Source organism: Oscillibacter valericigenes (genome assembly GCF_016902445.1).
GTDB classification, from domain to species: Bacteria; Bacillota; Clostridia; order Oscillospirales; family Oscillospiraceae; genus Oscillibacter; species Oscillibacter avistercoris.
In genome coordinates this window covers 1-15692 of the sequence record NZ_JACSNX010000033.1, presented here as the reverse complement: position 1 = coordinate 15692, position 15692 = coordinate 1, and the positions used below count along the sequence as shown (strand labels likewise).

Genomic DNA, 15692 nt, shown 5'->3' with positions numbered 1-15692 from the left:
CTACCGGCGGACCCATCTCACCGGACAGCGTGCTCCACATGCTCCACCGGGTGCTGAAGCGGGCGGGGTTGCCCAGAGTTCGATTCCACGACCTCCGGCACACCTTCGCAACTCTGGCGCTTCAAAACGGCGTGGACATCAAGACGGTGTCCGGGATGCTGGGCCACTACAGCGCCGGATTCACCCTGGACACCTATGCCCACGTCACGACAGCGGCCCAGAAAGAGGCGGCAAAAACTATGGGAAAAGTCCTGACGGCGGCACTGTAAACATCAAAAAATCTCTCCCAAAAGAGCGAGAGCCCGGAGGCAAAAACACCGCCTCCGGGCACGTTTTTAGCCCCGTCTGGGTCACGGTTTGGGTCACTCCGGTGTCCAGAAAATGGGGACGTCCACAAAAGTTGCAAAAAGGCAGAGAAAATCACCGCTTTCCGGCTGGAAAGCGGTGATTTTGTGGTTGCGGGGGCTGGACTTGAACCAACGACCTCCGGGTTATGAGCCCGACGAGCTACCAACTGCTCTACCCCGCGATATTTTGTTCTGTGGTGCCGGTGACCGGACTCGAACCGGTACAGTATCGCTACCGGGGGATTTTAAGTCCCCTGTGTCTACCAATTCCACCACACCGGCAGCTGTCGGCAACAATTAGAATATCACAATCCCCCGTTTCTGTCAAGCATGGAGTCCAAAAACCTTGGAAAATTTTTTGTAAGTTCCCGGCGAGAAAAATTTTCCGCCGGGTGCCCGATTCCGTGCAATTTTCCGCCGGGAAGCGCATATACTGGCCGAGAAGCCAAATGCAAAGGAGGAAACGAGATGAACGACCCCAAAATGATCGGCATCGGTGATGTGGATGACCTGATCTTCCAGGACAGCTGGACCACCAGTCAGCGATGAGGAGTACAGGACGCCGCTTTCGCGGCGTCCTTTTGCATCACGGGCAGATAGTGCCGCCGCCCAGAACCAGGTCGCCGTCGTAAAACACCACCGCCTGTCCCGGCGTGATGGCCCGCTGGGGCTCTGCAAACACCATGCGGATGCGTCCGCCGGGCAGCGGCTCCACCGTGGCGGCGGCCTCCCGCTGGCTGTACCGGGTCTTGGCGGTGACAGGCAGGGGGCCGTTGGGCTCTGGGATGGAGAGCCAGTTGACCCGTTCCGCCGTCAGCTCCCGGGTATAGAGGCGGTCGTCCCCGCCCAGGAGGACCGTGCCGTGGTCCAGGTCCTTTCCCAGCACGTACAGCGGTGCGTTGGCGCTGACGCCCAGACCCTTCCGCTGGCCGATGGTGTAGCACTCCAGCCCCTGGTGGCGGCCCAGCACCTGGCCGGACTCATCCACAAAGTCGCCGGGGACCGGCTCCACGCCGCCGTACTGCCGGAGGAAGGACACATAGTCCCCGTCCGGCACGAAGCAGATGTCCTGGCTGTCCGCCTTCTGCGCGTTGGACAGGCCATGGGCCGCTGCCAGGGCCCGCAGAGCCGGCTTCTCATAATCCCCAACCGGCAGCAGCAGGTGGGCCAGCTGGTGCTGGGTCAGCTGGTAGAGGAAATAGGTCTGGTCCTTCCGCCGGTCCGCGCCCCGCAGCAGCTGCCAGCGGTGCGCGGCCTCATCGAACCGGACCCTGGCATAGTGCCCGGTGGCGATGGCGTCCGCCCCCTGGTCCAGGGCCCAGTCCAGCAGGGCGCCGAACTTGATCTCCCGGTTGCAGTCGATGCAGGGATTGGGAGTCCGGCCATGTGTATAGGCCCACACGAACCGGTCCATCACCTGCTTTTTGAAAAGGTCACACAGATCCAGCACCACATGGGGGATCCCCATGCCGGCGGCCACAGACCGAGCCGTCTCGATGTCGTCCGCCGAGCCGCACAGGCCCGGCCGGTCCTTGTAGTGGTGAAGGCGCAGCGTCACACCGGTGACGTCACAGCCCGCCTGCTGCAGCAGCAGTGCCGCCGCAGCGCTGTCCACGCCGCCGCTCATGGCAGCGAAAACCCGCTGTGCCATAGAAGGATCCTCCTGAAAACCGCCGGCCGCCGCCGGAAGAGATGATAGGGCTATTGTAGCCGATTTTCCCCGAAAAGGGAATCCGGATGCAAAAAGAGGGACCGGCTCCGGCCAAGGCCGGAGTCAGTCCAAATTCCGGTGGGAAAATGCCTGAACAGGCAGCGCGTCTGCCAGGGCCAGCAGCGTCTGGTTGTGTCCGCCGCTGTAATCGAATTTCACGTCTGAGACATCCAGGGTCCCGCACCGCCGGTCCGGAAACGACAGCGTGAAGCGGGCGCCCTTTCCCGGCCGGGACTCCGCCATCATGGTGCCGCCGTGACCCTCTGCGATATGCTGGCAGATGGGCAGGCCCAGGCCCAGGCCATGGGGCCGGGCAGTCAGCAGGTCGTCGTGCAGATAGCGGTCAAACAGGACCGGGATCTGATCCTCCTGGATGCCGCAGCCGGTGTCCGCCACCGACAGCAGCACCCGCCGGCTGGCAAATTTCAGCTCCACCCTCACTGTCCCGCCGGCAGGGGTGAATTTGAAGGCGTTGGAGAGCAGCTGATAGAGCAGCTGCTCCAGCGAGGCGCGGTGAAATGCGCAGACATGGTAGTCTCCGCCGCTGCAAAATTCCAGACGGAGCCCCTTCAGCTCTGCCAGCCCCTGGGCGCAGGTACAGACGCCCCGGACCGTCTCCACCAGGTCCCGGTCCCGGAGGGGAAATGGCCTCTCCTGCCCCAGATAACCGGCCGCAGTCAGGTTGTTCACCAGGCGCAGCAGCTGATAATAGCTCTGGTCCAGAAGCGCGGCCTTTTCGTCCAGCGCCGGATCCTGCTCCCGCTCCTTGGCAGGGGCCAGCTGTGCAGCGGCCAGATGCAGCGTCCCCAAAGCGGTGCGCAGCTGGGCGGCGATATTGGGAAACACAGCGGAAAAATCAAAGGAATCTGCTTCCATCAGCGGCCTCCTTTCGCCCCGGGCTCTTTCGATAGCATGTACGCCGCAGGCGTTTCAAACCATGGTAAAGCCTGCCTCGAACACCAATAGGATAGCAAAAAAGGCGTTCAAAAACAAGGACTTTGTCTGAAGGCGGAGAAATTTGTCGAATCTCGGGGACGGCGCCGGACCTGCCGGCCCGGAAGAAAAGAGCCGCGCCGGCGCGGCGCAGCCCTCTCCCCGGGATCTGTTATGACTGGGCAGGCCGCTTCCGGCGGCGGCTGCCGCTGCGGCGGCTTCTGGCGGGAGCGGCGGGGGCAGGCTGCTCCGGCTCCTCCTGGGGCGCCTGTTCGGCGCTCTCCTGGGGCTGGGCGGCCGTCTGTTTGCCGCCTCTCCGCCGTTTGGACTTGGAGGCGGCGGGCGCCTGCTTCTCCGGCGCAGGCGGCGGGGCGAACAATGCCTCCAGATGCGCATAGGCCAGCTGCCCCTGGACAGGGCCGAACTGCCGGGCCAGTGCCGCCGCCAGCTCCTCCCGGTCAGCGGCCCGCAGCAGGAAGGCCGCCTGCAGGCAGTCCTGGATAGAGGGCCGCAGGGCCACCTCCCGGAAGGTGGAGGCGTACCGTGCGTGGAGGGCGCTCATGGCGGCCTCGTATCCCTTGTCCTGGCTGATGACGTAGGCGAAGTCCGCCTCTCCCCGGCCCACCAGGACACCCAGCTCCGTGATGATCTGGAAGTCCAGGGAGTTCTTGCCGCCCTTCACGCTCTCCAGATACTGGACCTGGGCCTTTGTGCCGGCGCACAGCTTCTTCACGTTGGCCAGGGTCTGCCCCTTGCCGAAAAAGACCAGGACGGTGTCCTCCTCCGTCAGCAGGTCGATACCCTGCAGGCCGGTGCCGATGTTGTTGTCGCCGTCCACCAAAAAAATCATTTTCATCGAATTGTTCTTTCTTTCCTCATTATTTTGTTCTTCAGACGCAAAATGCCGGTACTAGTATATCAGAAGATCCAAAAAAGGACAAGAGGGATCGTCTGCCGTTTCCGCGGCCGGGAAAACGGGCGGGGCCGCCATGCGGTCCCGCCCGTTCCTTGTGCTGCCGTTGCTTATTCCACTTCGTCCGTCACGATCAGGCCGTAGCCGCCGTTCTTCCGGCGGTAGACGATGGACAGGCTGTCGTCCTCGCTGCTGCGGAAGACGAAGAAGCTGTGGTCCAGCAGGTTCATCTGCAGGATCGCCTCCTCCGGGCTCATGGGCTTCACCGTGAAGTGCTTGGTGCGGACGATGGGAAACTCCTTCTCCTCCGTCACCTCAAAATCGTCCGTCGGGGCGGGCGGGGGGAAACCCTCGCTCCGCAGGCGCTTGGCCAGACGGGTCTTGTTCTTCAGGATCTGCCGCTCGATATATCCCACAGCGGCGTCGATGGCGCCGCGCATGTCCCCGTCCGGAGCCTCCGTCTGCGCCCGCAGCAACGTGGCGCCGCCGCGGATAGTGATCTCCACCGAGCACAGGTGGTCCTTCTCCACAGAGAAGGTGACAAACGCGGTGGTATCCTCGTCCCGGAAGTAGCGCTCCAGCTTGGAGATCTTCTTCTGGGCGTATTCCTTGATGGAATCATTCAGCGCGACTTTCTTGCAGGCAAAGGTATATTTCATAGGGACCGCTCCTTTCGTATGGGAGAGGCCGGGGACCTCTCCCCTTTTTATCAATATAGCACAAATCTTTGCGCTTGAAAAGGGGAGAATTGACCGGATTTACAAAATGTTCAGAGGTGACGGGATCTGCCAAGAACAGACGGGATCCGGCAAAACCTCCTATTTACAAGGATGGCAGGGCAGGTGTATCATAATCTCGGAAGCTTTCCAATATCCCACCCGCTTGGGCCGCACAGCGCACTGCCGCTGGGCGGCCCTTTTTTATCCGCAGGCGCGGAAAAAGGCGCGCGGCCGTGCCGCGCGCCTGAAGGTGCTCATCTGCGCCGCCGTCCGCCGCGCCTGCTGTCCAGGCTGCGGTTCAGGTCGGCCATCTTCCCCTCGGAAGAGGAGAGGAACTGCTTCAGCTTGTCCTCAAAGGACTGGTCGCCGGAGGGCGGCAGCGGCTGCTGGGGCCGCGGTCCCCGGGGCTGCGGCGCAGCCGCATGGGGCGCGCCCGCCGGATGCCCGCCGCCGGGGCGGGGCCCCCTGGCCGGACGCTCCGGCTTGGGCAGCGTCCGCTTGATGGACAGGTTGATCTTCCCGTTCTCCGCGGAGAGGACCAGGACCTTGACGGTCTGCCCCTCCTGCAGGAAGTCATGCACGTCATTGACGAATGTGTTGGCGATCTCGGAGATGTGGACCAGCCCGGACTTCCCATTGTCCAGGGCCACGAAAGCGCCGAATTTGGTGATGGAGGTCACCTTGCCTTCCAAAATGCTCCCTACCTGAAGCTCCATATGGTGTACTGTTTCTCCTTCCGGATAAGTTTTTCCCGGTCCGGCCGTGCGGGGCCCGGTCTGTGCTCAAAAAAACCGGCATCCGGCACAAGCGGGGGAGGCGGATCGCCCCCCTCGCCGCCCGATCCCGGTCAATTGGTGATGGAAAACACACGCTGATTGGGGGAGATTAGCCCCAGCTCCTCCTGGGCGATCTCCTTCATCTTTTCATCTGTGGCGCCCTCGGCGATATCCGCCGCCAGGGCGTCGTTCTCCTGCCGCTGGGTCTCCACCTGGGCTGCCAGGGCGTCCCGCTCAGCCTCGGCGTCCTGCACCTGAACGTGGAGGCTTCGCAGCTGCACGCCGATGGCCACCAGGATCGCCAGGATCAGGACCTTGGTGATGATGCTGCCGCCGGATCTTCGCTTTGGCTGCTTTTTTTCCTTTGCCACGCCGCCTGCCCCCCTTTTGAAGCCGCCGATTTCCTCTGGTGGTTTTTATTGTATAGCATTTCCGGATAAAATAAAAGAGATTTTTTCCGTGTCCGGCAATTTTTTTGCACAGTCTTTCCATTCCCCGCAGGGGAATCGCGATCAGATGCAACAAAAAGGCCAGCGTATCCACCCAGAATGTCCACACCGGCTGCAGCGGCCGGGAGAGAAATCGGAAAAATACCGCGGCACCGCCTGCCAGCCCCAGCAGCAGCAACAGGCTCATCTGCCCCCTGGCCCGATAGAGCGTGAAGAGGAACACCGCCATCCCGGCCAGGATGCAGTACAGGATGTCCAGCACCCCTGTCAGCCGGCGCAGCCGCAGGCGGAAGGCCCGCAGCACATCGTACAGCAGGCCCAGCGTCATCCCCAGCAGACCGGCCTGCAGGCAGACCAGCAGCCGCAGAGAAACATCGGCGCCCATGGCGGCTCACCCGAACAGCCGGCGGAAGAATCCCCCCTGTTCCTGGCCGCCCTCCTCATAGGAGATGGCGTCGATCCGGCCGTCCACGTGGAGCTCGCCCCCGTCCAGGGAAAGCTTGCCGATGTGCAGGTCCTCTCCCGTGATCACCAGCGTCCCAACACCGGTGGACATGACGATACCGGTCTCATCGAACCGCTCCACATCCTCCACACCGGAGACGGTGAGCTGTTCCCGTCCGATCAGCTCCAGACGGTGGCCCATCTGGGGCATGGAATTGCTGAAGTCGTTCATTCCGCGTCCCTCCCCCTGTCCCAACTATATGGGCCGGGGGCGGGGAATATGCCGCTCCGGCGGAACGCTTACCGGCCGATCTCCCGGTACAGCGCGCCGGCGTCCGCCTGGCGCACGGTCTCCTGCACGTCCAGCACCTCCACCGTCACGGTGCGCTGGCCGAAGCGCAGGGAGATCTGGTCCCCCGCCTTCACATCGTAGGAGGCCCGGGCCGGCCTGCCGTTGACGGTGACCAGACCGTTGTCGCAGGCCTCATTGGCCACAGTCCGCCGCTTGATCAGGCGGGAGACCTTGAGATACTTGTCCAGACGCATGGCTGCCTCCTTTCTCCTGGGAAACAGGACTGCCGGCACCAAGTGCCGGCAGTCTCCGCAACAGCTTTGATCACTTCGCCACGGCGTCCTTCAGGGCCTTGCCGGCCTTGAACACGGGCACCACGGAGGCAGGGATCTCGATAGACTCCTTGGTCTTGGGGTTGCGGCCCACGCGGGCGGCGCGCTTCTTGACCTCGAAGGAGCCAAAGCCCACCAGCTGCACCTTGTCGCCGTCCTTCAGGGCGGCGGTGATGGCGTCAAAGGTGGCGGACACAACAGCCTCGGCCTCCTTCTTGGAGACGTCGGCAGCAGCGGCGACGGAATTGATCAGTTCGGCTTTGTTCATGGGTGTTGTCCTCCTATACATGATGATGAATTTGCTTTCATATTCCTAACGCGGATCCGAATGCCCGCGATTAAGACGGATCGTGAGACTTCGCGTCGTTCCACAGCGCCAGCAGCTCCGCCTGGGAGCAGTCCGCCAGAGGCTTGTCCGCAGTCTCCTCCACCGCGCGGAAGCGGCGGTCGAACTTGTCGCAGGCCCGGTGGAGGGCATCCTCCGGATCCACACCGGACATCTGGGCGATCTTGGCGGCCATGAACAGGGCGTCTCCCACCTCTTCCCGGATACCGTGGGGAACATCGGCGGCCTGTCCGGCCTCCAGGGCGGCCCGGAGCTCCCGGACCTCCTCCTCCAGCTTGTCCAGCGCCTGCAGCGCGCTCTCCCAGTCGAAGCCGGCCTTGGCGGTCTTGGACTGGACCTTCTCCGCCCGCCACAGGGCCGGCAGGGTGTGGGGAACGGCCTCGACGGCGTCCGCCGTGGACCGCTGTCCTTTTTCCCGGCGCTTCAGGACCTCCCAGTTGGCCAGGACCTGCTGGGAGGTATCTGCCTGCACGTCCCCGAACACGTGGGGGTGGCGGTACACCAGCTTCTGGGCCACGCCGTTGATCACGTCGGCCATGGTGAAGCGGCCCCGCTCCGTTTCGATCTGTGCGTGGAAGGCCACCTGCATCAGCACGTCGCCCAGCTCCTCGCACATGCCGTCGGGATCGTCGCGGTCGATGGCGTCCAGGACCTCATACGTCTCCTCCAGAAAATTCCGGCGGATGGAGCTGTGGGTCTGCTCCCGGTCCCAGGGACACCCCCCGGGCGAGCGCAGCAGCCGCATGATCTCCAGGAAATCCTCATAGGTGTAAAAATCCTTATGTTGAAACTCTACCATAAGATGCCTGCCTTTGCAAGAAAAATTCACGGAAGCCGTTGATTTTTCAGGGAATTTGCGCCGTCCGGCCGGTGCGGCCGGACGGCGGCTGCTCATTTCAAGTGCAGAAGTTTAATAAGCTTTTCCCCGTGGGGGATGGAGCGGACATCCTCCGCCCGCAGGATCCGCAGGACGATGACCAGCACGGCGTAGACTGCCACGCCGGCCAGGATGCCGCCCAGAGTGGCGGCGGCGTTGGCCAGATAGTCGGAAAAACTTCCGGCAAACGCCCGATCCAAAAAGCCATAGACAGCCCAGGCGGCAGCGCCCATCAGGACAGAGGCGACAACCGGCTTTGCAAAGAGCTGGAAGTACCTGGGCTTTTGGGGGGAATATTTCCACACGAAAAACAGGTTCAGCACCACGATCACCAGATAGCAGCACAGGGTGGAGATGGGGGCGCCGTGGATATTGATGCTGGGTGTTCCCACCAGGATATAGTTCAGAATGATCTTCACGATGCCGCCCACGATGACGGTGAAAATGGGGATCTTTTCTTTGCCGTAGGTTTGCAGAATGGCATTGGTCAGGACCATCAGGCAGATGAAAATCGTGGCAATGCCCAGGATCTGCAGATGGGGGCCGGCCGCCAGAGCAGTATCCGGCTGGGCGGGCAGCACCAAAATCTCAATGGGCGTGGCCAGCACGCTGAGACCGATGCCTGCCGGCAGAGCCAGCAGGGCCAGCAGGCGGAAGGCGGTGGAAATGGTGCGGTCCGCCTCCCGGGGATCATTCCTGGCCAGCGCCGCCGCCGCAAAGGGCAGCAGGCTCATGGTGACCGGATAGACAAAGGACGCCACCATGTTGGGCATGACCATGCCGGTGGCATACTGGCCGTTCAGGGCGTTGGCCTCTGTCAGCGACAGACCCAGACCATCCTGCAGGCGGCCCAGAACGATTTTCGTATCCACCAAAGAGATGATGCTCATGGCGGAATTTCCCAGAGTAATGGGCACACCGATGGACAGAATCCGCCGCACCAGCCTCCCACTGCTGGAGGGGACGTCCAGCGCACGGCCACGGTCCCGGTGGGTAGCCAGATAGCCGGTTAAAAACAGCATGGATACCACCGTGCCGATGGTGACGCCCAGGATGGCGCCGGCAGCACCCACATCCATCTGGGCCCCCATATGCAGGAGATACCAAGCCAGCGGCAGGCCGATCCCCACCTTGCAAAGGGCCTCCAGCACCTGGGAGATGGCTGTGGGCGTCATGTTGCCCTGGCCCTGGGTGTAGCCCCGCATGCAGGCCAGCAGACACACGCAGAACACCGCCGGAGCCAGGGCCTGGATCGGGCGGGTGGCATCCTCATTCCGCAGGAAGGCGGCAAAGAGATCCGCCTGAAAAAACATCAGCAGCGATCCCACCAGCCCCAGCGCGAAGAACAGCCAGATGGCCGTGCGGAAGATCTTCCGCTTCTCGTTCTCCCGGCCCTGGGTATGGGCCTCACTGGTCAGCTTGGAGATGGCCAGCGGCAGGCCGGCAGTGGAAAAGGTCAGCAGAAAGTTGTAAATCTTATAGGCGGTGTCCCAATAGGACATGCCCACTTCCCCTAAAATATTGTTTAGGGGCAGCTTGTAGGCAGCGCCGATGATCTTCACCACGACGACAGCTGCGGCCAGAATGGCGGCACCGCCCAGGAAGGACTGCTTTTTTTGTTTTGACATGAAACAATTACCTCAGAACTTGAAGAGAATGGCTGTTTCCAGCCTATGGCGCGGCCCCGGCGTTTATAACCGGGTCAGGCACGCCTTCACCAGGACGGAGAACCGGGGCCCCGCCGCCTGACCGGCGGCGATCACCTCGTCAGAGGAGAGGGGCTGGTCCAGCACCCCTGCGGCCATGTTGGTGCACAGGGTGAAGCCCAGCACCTCCATGCCGCAGTGGGCGGCCACGATGGCCTCCGGCACCGTGGACATGCCCACGGCGTCCGCCCCCAGCAGCCGGGCGGCACGGACCTCCGCCGGCGTCTCGTACTGGGGACCGGGGAAGTACATGTAGACCCCCTCCCGCAGGGAGATGTCCAGCTCCGCCGCCGCCTGCCGGGCGGCGGCCTGAAGCCGGGGCGTATAGACGTGGCTCATGTCCGGGAACCGGGGGCCGAATTCCTCCAGATTGGGCCCGCACAGGGGGCTGACGCCGAAGAGCTTGATGTGGTCGGTGATCAGCATGATATCCCCGGCGGAGAAGGCGGTGTTCACCGCCCCGGCGGCGTTGGTGACCACCAGGGTCTCCGCTCCCAGCAGCCGCAGCACCCGGACCGGGTAGCTGACATCCTCGAAGGACCAGCCCTCGTACGTGTGGAGGCGGCCCTGCATCACCGCCACGTCCTGCCCCGCCAGACGGCCGAACACGAAGCGGCCCGCGTGGTCCGGGGCGGTGGAGCGCTTCATGTGGGGCACGTCCGCATAGGAGACTGCAACGGGCGCCTCCACCTCATTGCCCAGAGATCCCAGGCCGGAGCCCAGGATCAGCAGGCACCGGGGCCGGAACGCCCCCAGGCGGTCCTTCAGCGCCTCCGCGCTCTCCTGATACTGTGAGAATGTGTATTCCATGGCCGTCTCCTCCTTACAGTTTTCCGCCACACTCCCGACAGAATGCGTCTCCGCTCTGCGCGGCGGCTCCGCAGTGGGGGCAGCTCCCGCCGCCCTGCAGCCGGGTGATCTCCCGCTCCAGCTGGTCGATCTTCGCCCGGAGGGCATCGATCTCCTGGAGCTTTGCCAGCAGCACCTCCGACTCCGTCAGGGTGCCGGTGTGGGTGGCGTAGATCATCTCCCCCACCTCCCGCAGCGCCGTGTTCACGGCGCCCTTCAGGTCCATGATCCGGATGTTCAACTTGGCGACGGACAGCAGCTCTCCCGCCCGCCTGCCCACGCCGTAGGCGGCGTCCGCGGCGCTGCCGCCCACCTGGGAGGCTGTGCGCTGGACCGCGTCCAGCAGTTCCTGCAACCGCTCATTCATGGCTGTATGACCTCCAACGCATGTTTTGCTCAGCTGGCATAGATGCTGCCGCCGATGAACTCCCGCACCAGGGAATTGGGGGCGATGTACGCCTCGTCCATGGACGCGATCTTCTCATACCCCCGGAGGATGTCGTCGGCAATGGCGTACTTGCCCTTGGGCAGCGCCTCCAGCAGGGGGACCACAAAGGGCTTCAGCACCGCCATCTCATCCGGCAGGGACGAGTCGAACATGATGTCGGCATTCTCCTTGTAGGGGGAGATGTACAGCTTCTCCCCCCGGCGGACGTTGGGCCACATCTTCAGGGTGAAGTTGGCGTCGCTGCCCCGGAACTTGTAGTCCCGGACGATCCGGCGGCTCAGCCGCAGCCAGGGGTGCTGGAATACCACGGAGCCGTCCTCGTCCAGCACGTTGGACCGGGCGGCGATATACAGCTTGAAGGCCTTGGGGTTCTTGCCCACGATGATGTCGTTGAGGGCATGGATGCCCTCGAAGATGGCCAGCTCGTCAGGCCCCAGCTTCAGGGGCTGGGACAGGATGTCGGAGCGCATCTGCCGGGCGAACTCGTACTTGGGCACATGGATGGTCTCTCCCCGGTCCAGCATGGAGAAGTGCCGGTTCAGCAGCTCGATGTCCAGGCAGAAGGGGGACTCGTAGTCGATGTTCCCCTCCCGGTTCCGGGGAGCCGTCTCCGGGTCGATGGTGTTGAAGTAGTTGTCCATGGAGATGGTGTGGGTCTGGATGCCCATCTTCTCCAGCTGCTCCTCGATCTTCAATGCCGTGGTGGTCTTGCCGGAGCCGGAGGGGCCGGACAGCAGGATGATGTGGGACTCCTTCCGGTGGTCGGCGATCTTCCGGGCCGCCGTCTCCACCTTCTTGGCAAAGGCGGCGTCGCACTCCTCGGCAAAGCCCTTGGGGTCCCGGCGGACAGCCTCATTGATCTCTTTCAGGGAATAGGCCATGGCGATGCTCCTTTCACAGTGCTTCATAAAACGCGGCGAAGGCGGCCTGGTTGGCCTGCCACTTCTCCGGCCGCTGGATGTACTCGGTGGGATACTTCACATTGAAGGCCCGCTGGATCTGGTTGGTGCCCGGCACCACCATCTTGGTGGACCCGGCGGCGCCGAAGGACAGGATGGAGCACAGCTCCGACATGATGTCCACGTTGTACCAGCACTCACCGCCGGGGCGGCACCAGCCGATGTTCTCAAAGCTGCCGGACATGTACTTCTGCCGGTAGAGGTAGTAGGGCCGGTATCCGGCGCGGCGCAGGGCGGGGTCGGCGTAGTCCAGCATCTCCGCCACCGTCTCCGCCGCCGGGACCCGCAGTCCCTCGGTGAGGATCCGGCTGCCCTTTTTCAGCGCCAGGGTGTGGACGGTGATGTCGTCCGCCCCGTAGGCCAGGCACCGGTCCAGGGACCGGCGGAAGCCCTCCGCCGTGTCCTCCGGCAGCCCTGCGATCAGATCCATGTTCACGTGGGGGAAGCCGCACCGGGCCACCAAGTCCATGGCGGCGCCGATGTCCGCCGCCGTGTGGCACCGGCCGATGGCCCGCAGGACGTTTTCCTCGAAGGTCTGGGGATTCACGGAGACCCGTGTGACGCCGTGGCGCTTCAGCACCGACAGCTTCTCCGCCGTGATGGTGTCCGGCCGGCCGGCCTCCACCGTGATCTCCGTGCAGGCGGAGCAGTCAAAGGCGGTCTCAAAGGCGGTGAGGACCCGGTCCATCTGCTCCGCCGTCAGCGTGGTGGGGGTGCCGCCGCCCATGTAGAAGGTCCGCACCCGGGCTCCCGCCCGGCGGACCATCTCTCCCCCGGCGGTGAGCTCCTCGCACAGGGCGTCCACATAGGGGGGCACCAGGGCGAAGCTCCGCTCCACCGACTGGCTGACAAAGGAGCAGTAGGCGCACCGGGTGGGGCAGAAGGGGATGCCCACGTACACGTCGATGTCCCGTTTCTCCAGCCGCTTCGCGGCCTTTGCCGCGGTGGCACCGGTCTCCAGAGCCAGGGCGGCCCGGGAGGGGGTGACGAAATAGTGCGCTTCCAGATAGGCCTTTGCCTCTTCCGGGGTCTTCCCATCCTCCAGAGCCCAGGTCACCGGCTTGTCTGGCCGGACACCGGTGAGCATCCCCCAGGGGGGCGTCACTCCGGTCAGGTCCCGGGCCGCCAGGAAGAAGCAGGCGCCGACGGCGTGGCGGCGCTGGCCCTCCCGCCGGAAGTCATCGCCGGAGAGGGGCTCCTCATAGCGCCGCTCTGCGGTCCTGCCTTCCCGGCAGAGGGACACGGTCACCCGGCAGAGATCCTCCGGTTCCTCCAGGGAGATGACGGCCCAGTCCGCGTCGCCGGGCAGGATCGGCTCATAGACGGGCTTTTCCCCGGAGAACAGGTTCATCAGGCTCTGCTCCACCACGTACCGCTCGTCATGGCCGTGGAATTCCAGTTTCATGAGAGCTTCCCCCTTACCGCATGGCCTGGATCAAATAGGGATTCGTCCGCCGCTCCCGGTCCAGGGTGGAGGGCTCCATGTGGCCGGGCAGGACCTGGAGGTCCCCCTCCAGCTGCCCCAGCCGCCGCAGGGAGGCCATCATCTTCTCCATGGACCCGCCGGGGAAGTCCGTCCGGCCGCAGGAGCCGGCAAAGAGGGTGTCCCCGCAGAACAGTACGTCTCCGCACCGGAGGGTGACGGAGCCCTCGCTGTGGCCCGGCGTGGCCAGGACCGACACCGTCAGGCCGCCCACGGCCACCGTGTCCCCCTCATCGTAGTCCCGCACGTCTCCAGAGAGGGGCGGGAACAGCTGCTGGGTGTAGGCATCCTCATACACGTCCCGGCGGTTGAGGTACACCGGGACTTCCGGCCACCTGGCCTGGAGATCCGCCACACCGCCGGTGTGATCGTAGTGGCCGTGGGTCAGCAGGATGGCGCAGGGGGCGCAGCCCGTCTCCGCCACGGCGGCGGCCACCCGGCCGGCATCCCCGCCGGGGTCGACAACGGCGCAGGCCCTGGCATCCTCGTCACAGAGGAGATAGCAGTTGGTGCCGATGGGGCCAACCATCAGGGATTTGATGTTCATGGGAAACCTCCCTTGCCAAATAAAAATATCAGAATTGCGAGGGGATATGCCCTGCATTTACTCCGTGGGGCGGATGATGCCCGCCTCCCACAGCGTCTCAAAGGTGTTCACCGCCCCGCCGTGCTCCACGATTTTTCCGTGCTCCACCCGGTCCACGTTCACGCCGGTGAAGGTCAGGTGCGTTCCCGTGGGAACGGTCCCGGGCCAGGGGCCCAGGTGGGTACCCTCCATGACGCATTCGGAAATGACATAGGGGCCATCGCAGTGCTGCCGGAGGATGCGGACCGTGTAGTCCGGGTACGTCTCCCGCAGGTCTGTCAGGTGCCGGGCCATTCCGGCAGGGCCCAGGGGAACGGTCCGCTCCCCCTGCCGGAGCACACAGTCCGGCCCGATGAAGCGGGGCAGATCCTCCAAACGGTGCTGGGAGACCACGGTCTCATAAAAGGTCCGGACCAGTTCCTGGGGCGTCATAGCGGATCCCTCCCGTTCCTCAAAGGGGCCTCTCTGTGTCGAAGAGAATGGTGACCGGCCCGTCGTTCCGGGAGTCCACCTGCATGTCGGCACCGAACTCCCCGTGCTGGACGTCAAAGCCCCGCTCCCGGCAATGGGCCATGAAGCGCTCATACAGCGGGATGGCCGCGTCCGGCTTGGCGGCGCCGGTGAAGCCGGGCCGGCGGGAGGAGGTATCGGCGTACAGGGTGAACTGGGACACCACCAGCAGGGCGCCGCCCACCTGTTCCAGGCTCCGATTCATCTTGCCGTTTTCATCCTCAAAAACCCGCAGGTTACAGATCTTCTCCGCCAGACGGTCGGCGGTCTCCTCCGTGTCATTGGGCCCCACACCCAGCAGCACCAGGAAGCCCCGGCCGATTTGGCCGTTGATATTCCCGGAAATGGTAACGGAGGCGCTGGATACCCGTGTCACAACTGCACGCATAGAATGCATTCCTTTCGTAGCTTCCTAAAAGTGGGGGGTCCTGCTCCCGCAGGGGGTGGGGTGCGTCCAATCGGACGCGGGAATCAGCTATGTTGATAGCTGGGCAATGCACCCCCCATTTCTCTTTTGGTCTTGCCAAAAGAGAAACGGGCCGTGCACGGTCCAAAGAGAAAAAACGCTTCGGCGGGTCGGTCCGCGCCAGCGCGGACCTCCTGCCGCCGGCGGGGGATGGTTGGCGGTCCCTTGCAGCAGTCAGGGACGGAAACGCCCGGCCCTTGGGGAAACCTCCAGCCCGGGGAGGTCTGGGATACATCCAGCTTCTCTTTTCGCTGCCGCTGGCCGGTTGTTGATGAAAGTTGCAGCATAGGCCAAACAACCGCTCCTACGACCGCCAGGGCAGCGCGTAGCGAGGCGGAACGCGCGGAAAGAGAAGCTGGTCAAATGCGTTCTTGCACCCCGTTGACCTCCGCACTATCCGCCACGGGACGGCAGCTGCAAAAATCGCAGAAGACCCAAGCGTGCCCGAAGGTCAGGCAAAATCGGAGCAGGCACCACTACGCCGACTCCCGTGCGCACGGAGGGCCACTGCACCGGAGTGCGCCCAAGCGCCCTTTTCTTTTGGAC

At 63.8% G+C, this 15692-nt stretch carries 20 protein-coding genes and 2 tRNA genes; 1 reads left to right on the top strand and 21 read right to left on the bottom strand.

Annotation, left to right across the window (positions count from 1 at the left end; all coding sequences use genetic code 11):
* A partial coding sequence (locus H9X91_RS13330) for a site-specific integrase (RefSeq protein WP_204805716.1) occupies positions 1 to 269 on the top strand: 269 nt, incomplete at its 5' end.
* Between the two features lie 184 nt (positions 270 to 453).
* Here the strand turns inward: H9X91_RS13330 and H9X91_RS13325 are convergent.
* From H9X91_RS13325 to dtd, 21 genes are all read right to left on the bottom strand, one after another.
* Positions 454 to 529 (bottom strand) — tRNA-Met (locus H9X91_RS13325).
* A 13-nt stretch (positions 530 to 542) separates the two neighbouring features.
* Positions 543 to 629 (bottom strand) — tRNA-Leu (locus tag H9X91_RS13320).
* Positions 630 to 933: 304 nt separating this feature from the next.
* On the bottom strand, positions 934 to 1998 hold the full coding sequence (mnmA, locus tag H9X91_RS13315; protein ID WP_204805714.1) for a tRNA 2-thiouridine(34) synthase MnmA: 1065 nt from the start codon (positions 1996 to 1998) through the stop codon (positions 934 to 936).
* Positions 1999 to 2121: 123 nt separating this feature from the next.
* Positions 2122 to 2934, bottom strand: coding sequence for a sensor histidine kinase (locus H9X91_RS13310; RefSeq protein WP_204805713.1), 813 nt, complete (start codon positions 2932 to 2934; stop codon positions 2122 to 2124).
* Between the two features lie 229 nt (positions 2935 to 3163).
* Entirely contained in the window at positions 3164 to 3847 is a 684-nt protein-coding gene (locus H9X91_RS13305; protein ID WP_204805712.1) for a PIN domain-containing protein, read from the bottom strand.
* Between the two features lie 167 nt (positions 3848 to 4014).
* Positions 4015 to 4563 (bottom strand): ribosome hibernation-promoting factor, HPF/YfiA family, encoded by a 549-nt coding sequence (gene hpf / locus H9X91_RS13300; protein WP_204805711.1) that lies wholly within the window; start codon positions 4561 to 4563, stop codon positions 4015 to 4017.
* A 314-nt stretch (positions 4564 to 4877) separates the two neighbouring features.
* On the bottom strand, positions 4878 to 5339 hold the full coding sequence (locus tag H9X91_RS13295; RefSeq protein ID WP_204805710.1) for a S1 RNA-binding domain-containing protein: 462 nt from the start codon (positions 5337 to 5339) through the stop codon (positions 4878 to 4880).
* 131 nt (positions 5340 to 5470) lie between these two features.
* On the bottom strand, positions 5471 to 5680 hold the full coding sequence (locus H9X91_RS13290) for a septum formation initiator family protein (protein ID WP_204805709.1): 210 nt from the start codon (positions 5678 to 5680) through the stop codon (positions 5471 to 5473).
* Positions 5634 to 6233 (bottom strand): spore cortex biosynthesis protein YabQ, encoded by a 600-nt coding sequence (gene yabQ, locus H9X91_RS13285; RefSeq protein WP_204805708.1) that lies wholly within the window; start codon positions 6231 to 6233, stop codon positions 5634 to 5636. The genes H9X91_RS13290 and yabQ overlap by 47 nt, the downstream gene beginning before the upstream one ends.
* Before the next feature lie 6 nt (positions 6234 to 6239).
* Positions 6240 to 6524 (bottom strand): YabP/YqfC family sporulation protein, encoded by a 285-nt coding sequence (locus H9X91_RS13280; RefSeq protein ID WP_204805707.1) that lies wholly within the window; start codon positions 6522 to 6524, stop codon positions 6240 to 6242.
* A 68-nt stretch (positions 6525 to 6592) separates the two neighbouring features.
* Entirely contained in the window at positions 6593 to 6838 is a 246-nt protein-coding gene (locus tag H9X91_RS13275; protein ID WP_204805706.1) for an RNA-binding S4 domain-containing protein, read from the bottom strand.
* Between the two features lie 70 nt (positions 6839 to 6908).
* Positions 6909 to 7208, bottom strand: coding sequence for an HU family DNA-binding protein (locus tag H9X91_RS13270; RefSeq protein ID WP_295692770.1), 300 nt, complete (start codon positions 7206 to 7208; stop codon positions 6909 to 6911).
* Between the two features lie 46 nt (positions 7209 to 7254).
* Entirely contained in the window at positions 7255 to 8061 is an 807-nt protein-coding gene (mazG, locus tag H9X91_RS13265) for a nucleoside triphosphate pyrophosphohydrolase (RefSeq protein ID WP_204805703.1), read from the bottom strand.
* A 92-nt stretch (positions 8062 to 8153) separates the two neighbouring features.
* Entirely contained in the window at positions 8154 to 9767 is a 1614-nt protein-coding gene (locus H9X91_RS13260; RefSeq protein ID WP_204805702.1) for a putative polysaccharide biosynthesis protein, read from the bottom strand.
* A 63-nt stretch (positions 9768 to 9830) separates the two neighbouring features.
* Positions 9831 to 10655: a purine-nucleoside phosphorylase gene (locus H9X91_RS13255; protein ID WP_204805701.1), complete on the bottom strand. Its 825-nt coding sequence runs from the start codon at positions 10653 to 10655 to the stop codon at positions 9831 to 9833.
* Between the two features lie 13 nt (positions 10656 to 10668).
* Positions 10669 to 11061, bottom strand: coding sequence for a zinc ribbon domain-containing protein (locus H9X91_RS13250; protein ID WP_204805700.1), 393 nt, complete (start codon positions 11059 to 11061; stop codon positions 10669 to 10671).
* A gap of 29 nt (positions 11062 to 11090) precedes the next feature.
* Entirely contained in the window at positions 11091 to 12023 is a 933-nt protein-coding gene (locus H9X91_RS13245; RefSeq protein WP_204805699.1) for a uridine kinase family protein, read from the bottom strand.
* A 13-nt stretch (positions 12024 to 12036) separates the two neighbouring features.
* Positions 12037 to 13506, bottom strand: coding sequence for a coproporphyrinogen dehydrogenase HemZ (gene hemZ / locus H9X91_RS13240; protein ID WP_204805698.1), 1470 nt, complete (start codon positions 13504 to 13506; stop codon positions 12037 to 12039).
* A gap of 13 nt (positions 13507 to 13519) precedes the next feature.
* A complete protein-coding gene (locus H9X91_RS13235) occupies positions 13520 to 14131 on the bottom strand; it encodes an MBL fold metallo-hydrolase (protein WP_204805697.1) in 612 nt (203 codons plus the stop codon).
* A gap of 57 nt (positions 14132 to 14188) precedes the next feature.
* Entirely contained in the window at positions 14189 to 14602 is a 414-nt protein-coding gene (locus H9X91_RS13230) for an ester cyclase (protein WP_204805696.1), read from the bottom strand.
* 19 nt (positions 14603 to 14621) lie between these two features.
* A complete protein-coding gene (gene dtd / locus H9X91_RS13225) occupies positions 14622 to 15068 on the bottom strand; it encodes a D-aminoacyl-tRNA deacylase (protein ID WP_204805694.1) in 447 nt (148 codons plus the stop codon).
* Between the last annotated feature and the right edge of the window lie 624 nt (positions 15069 to 15692).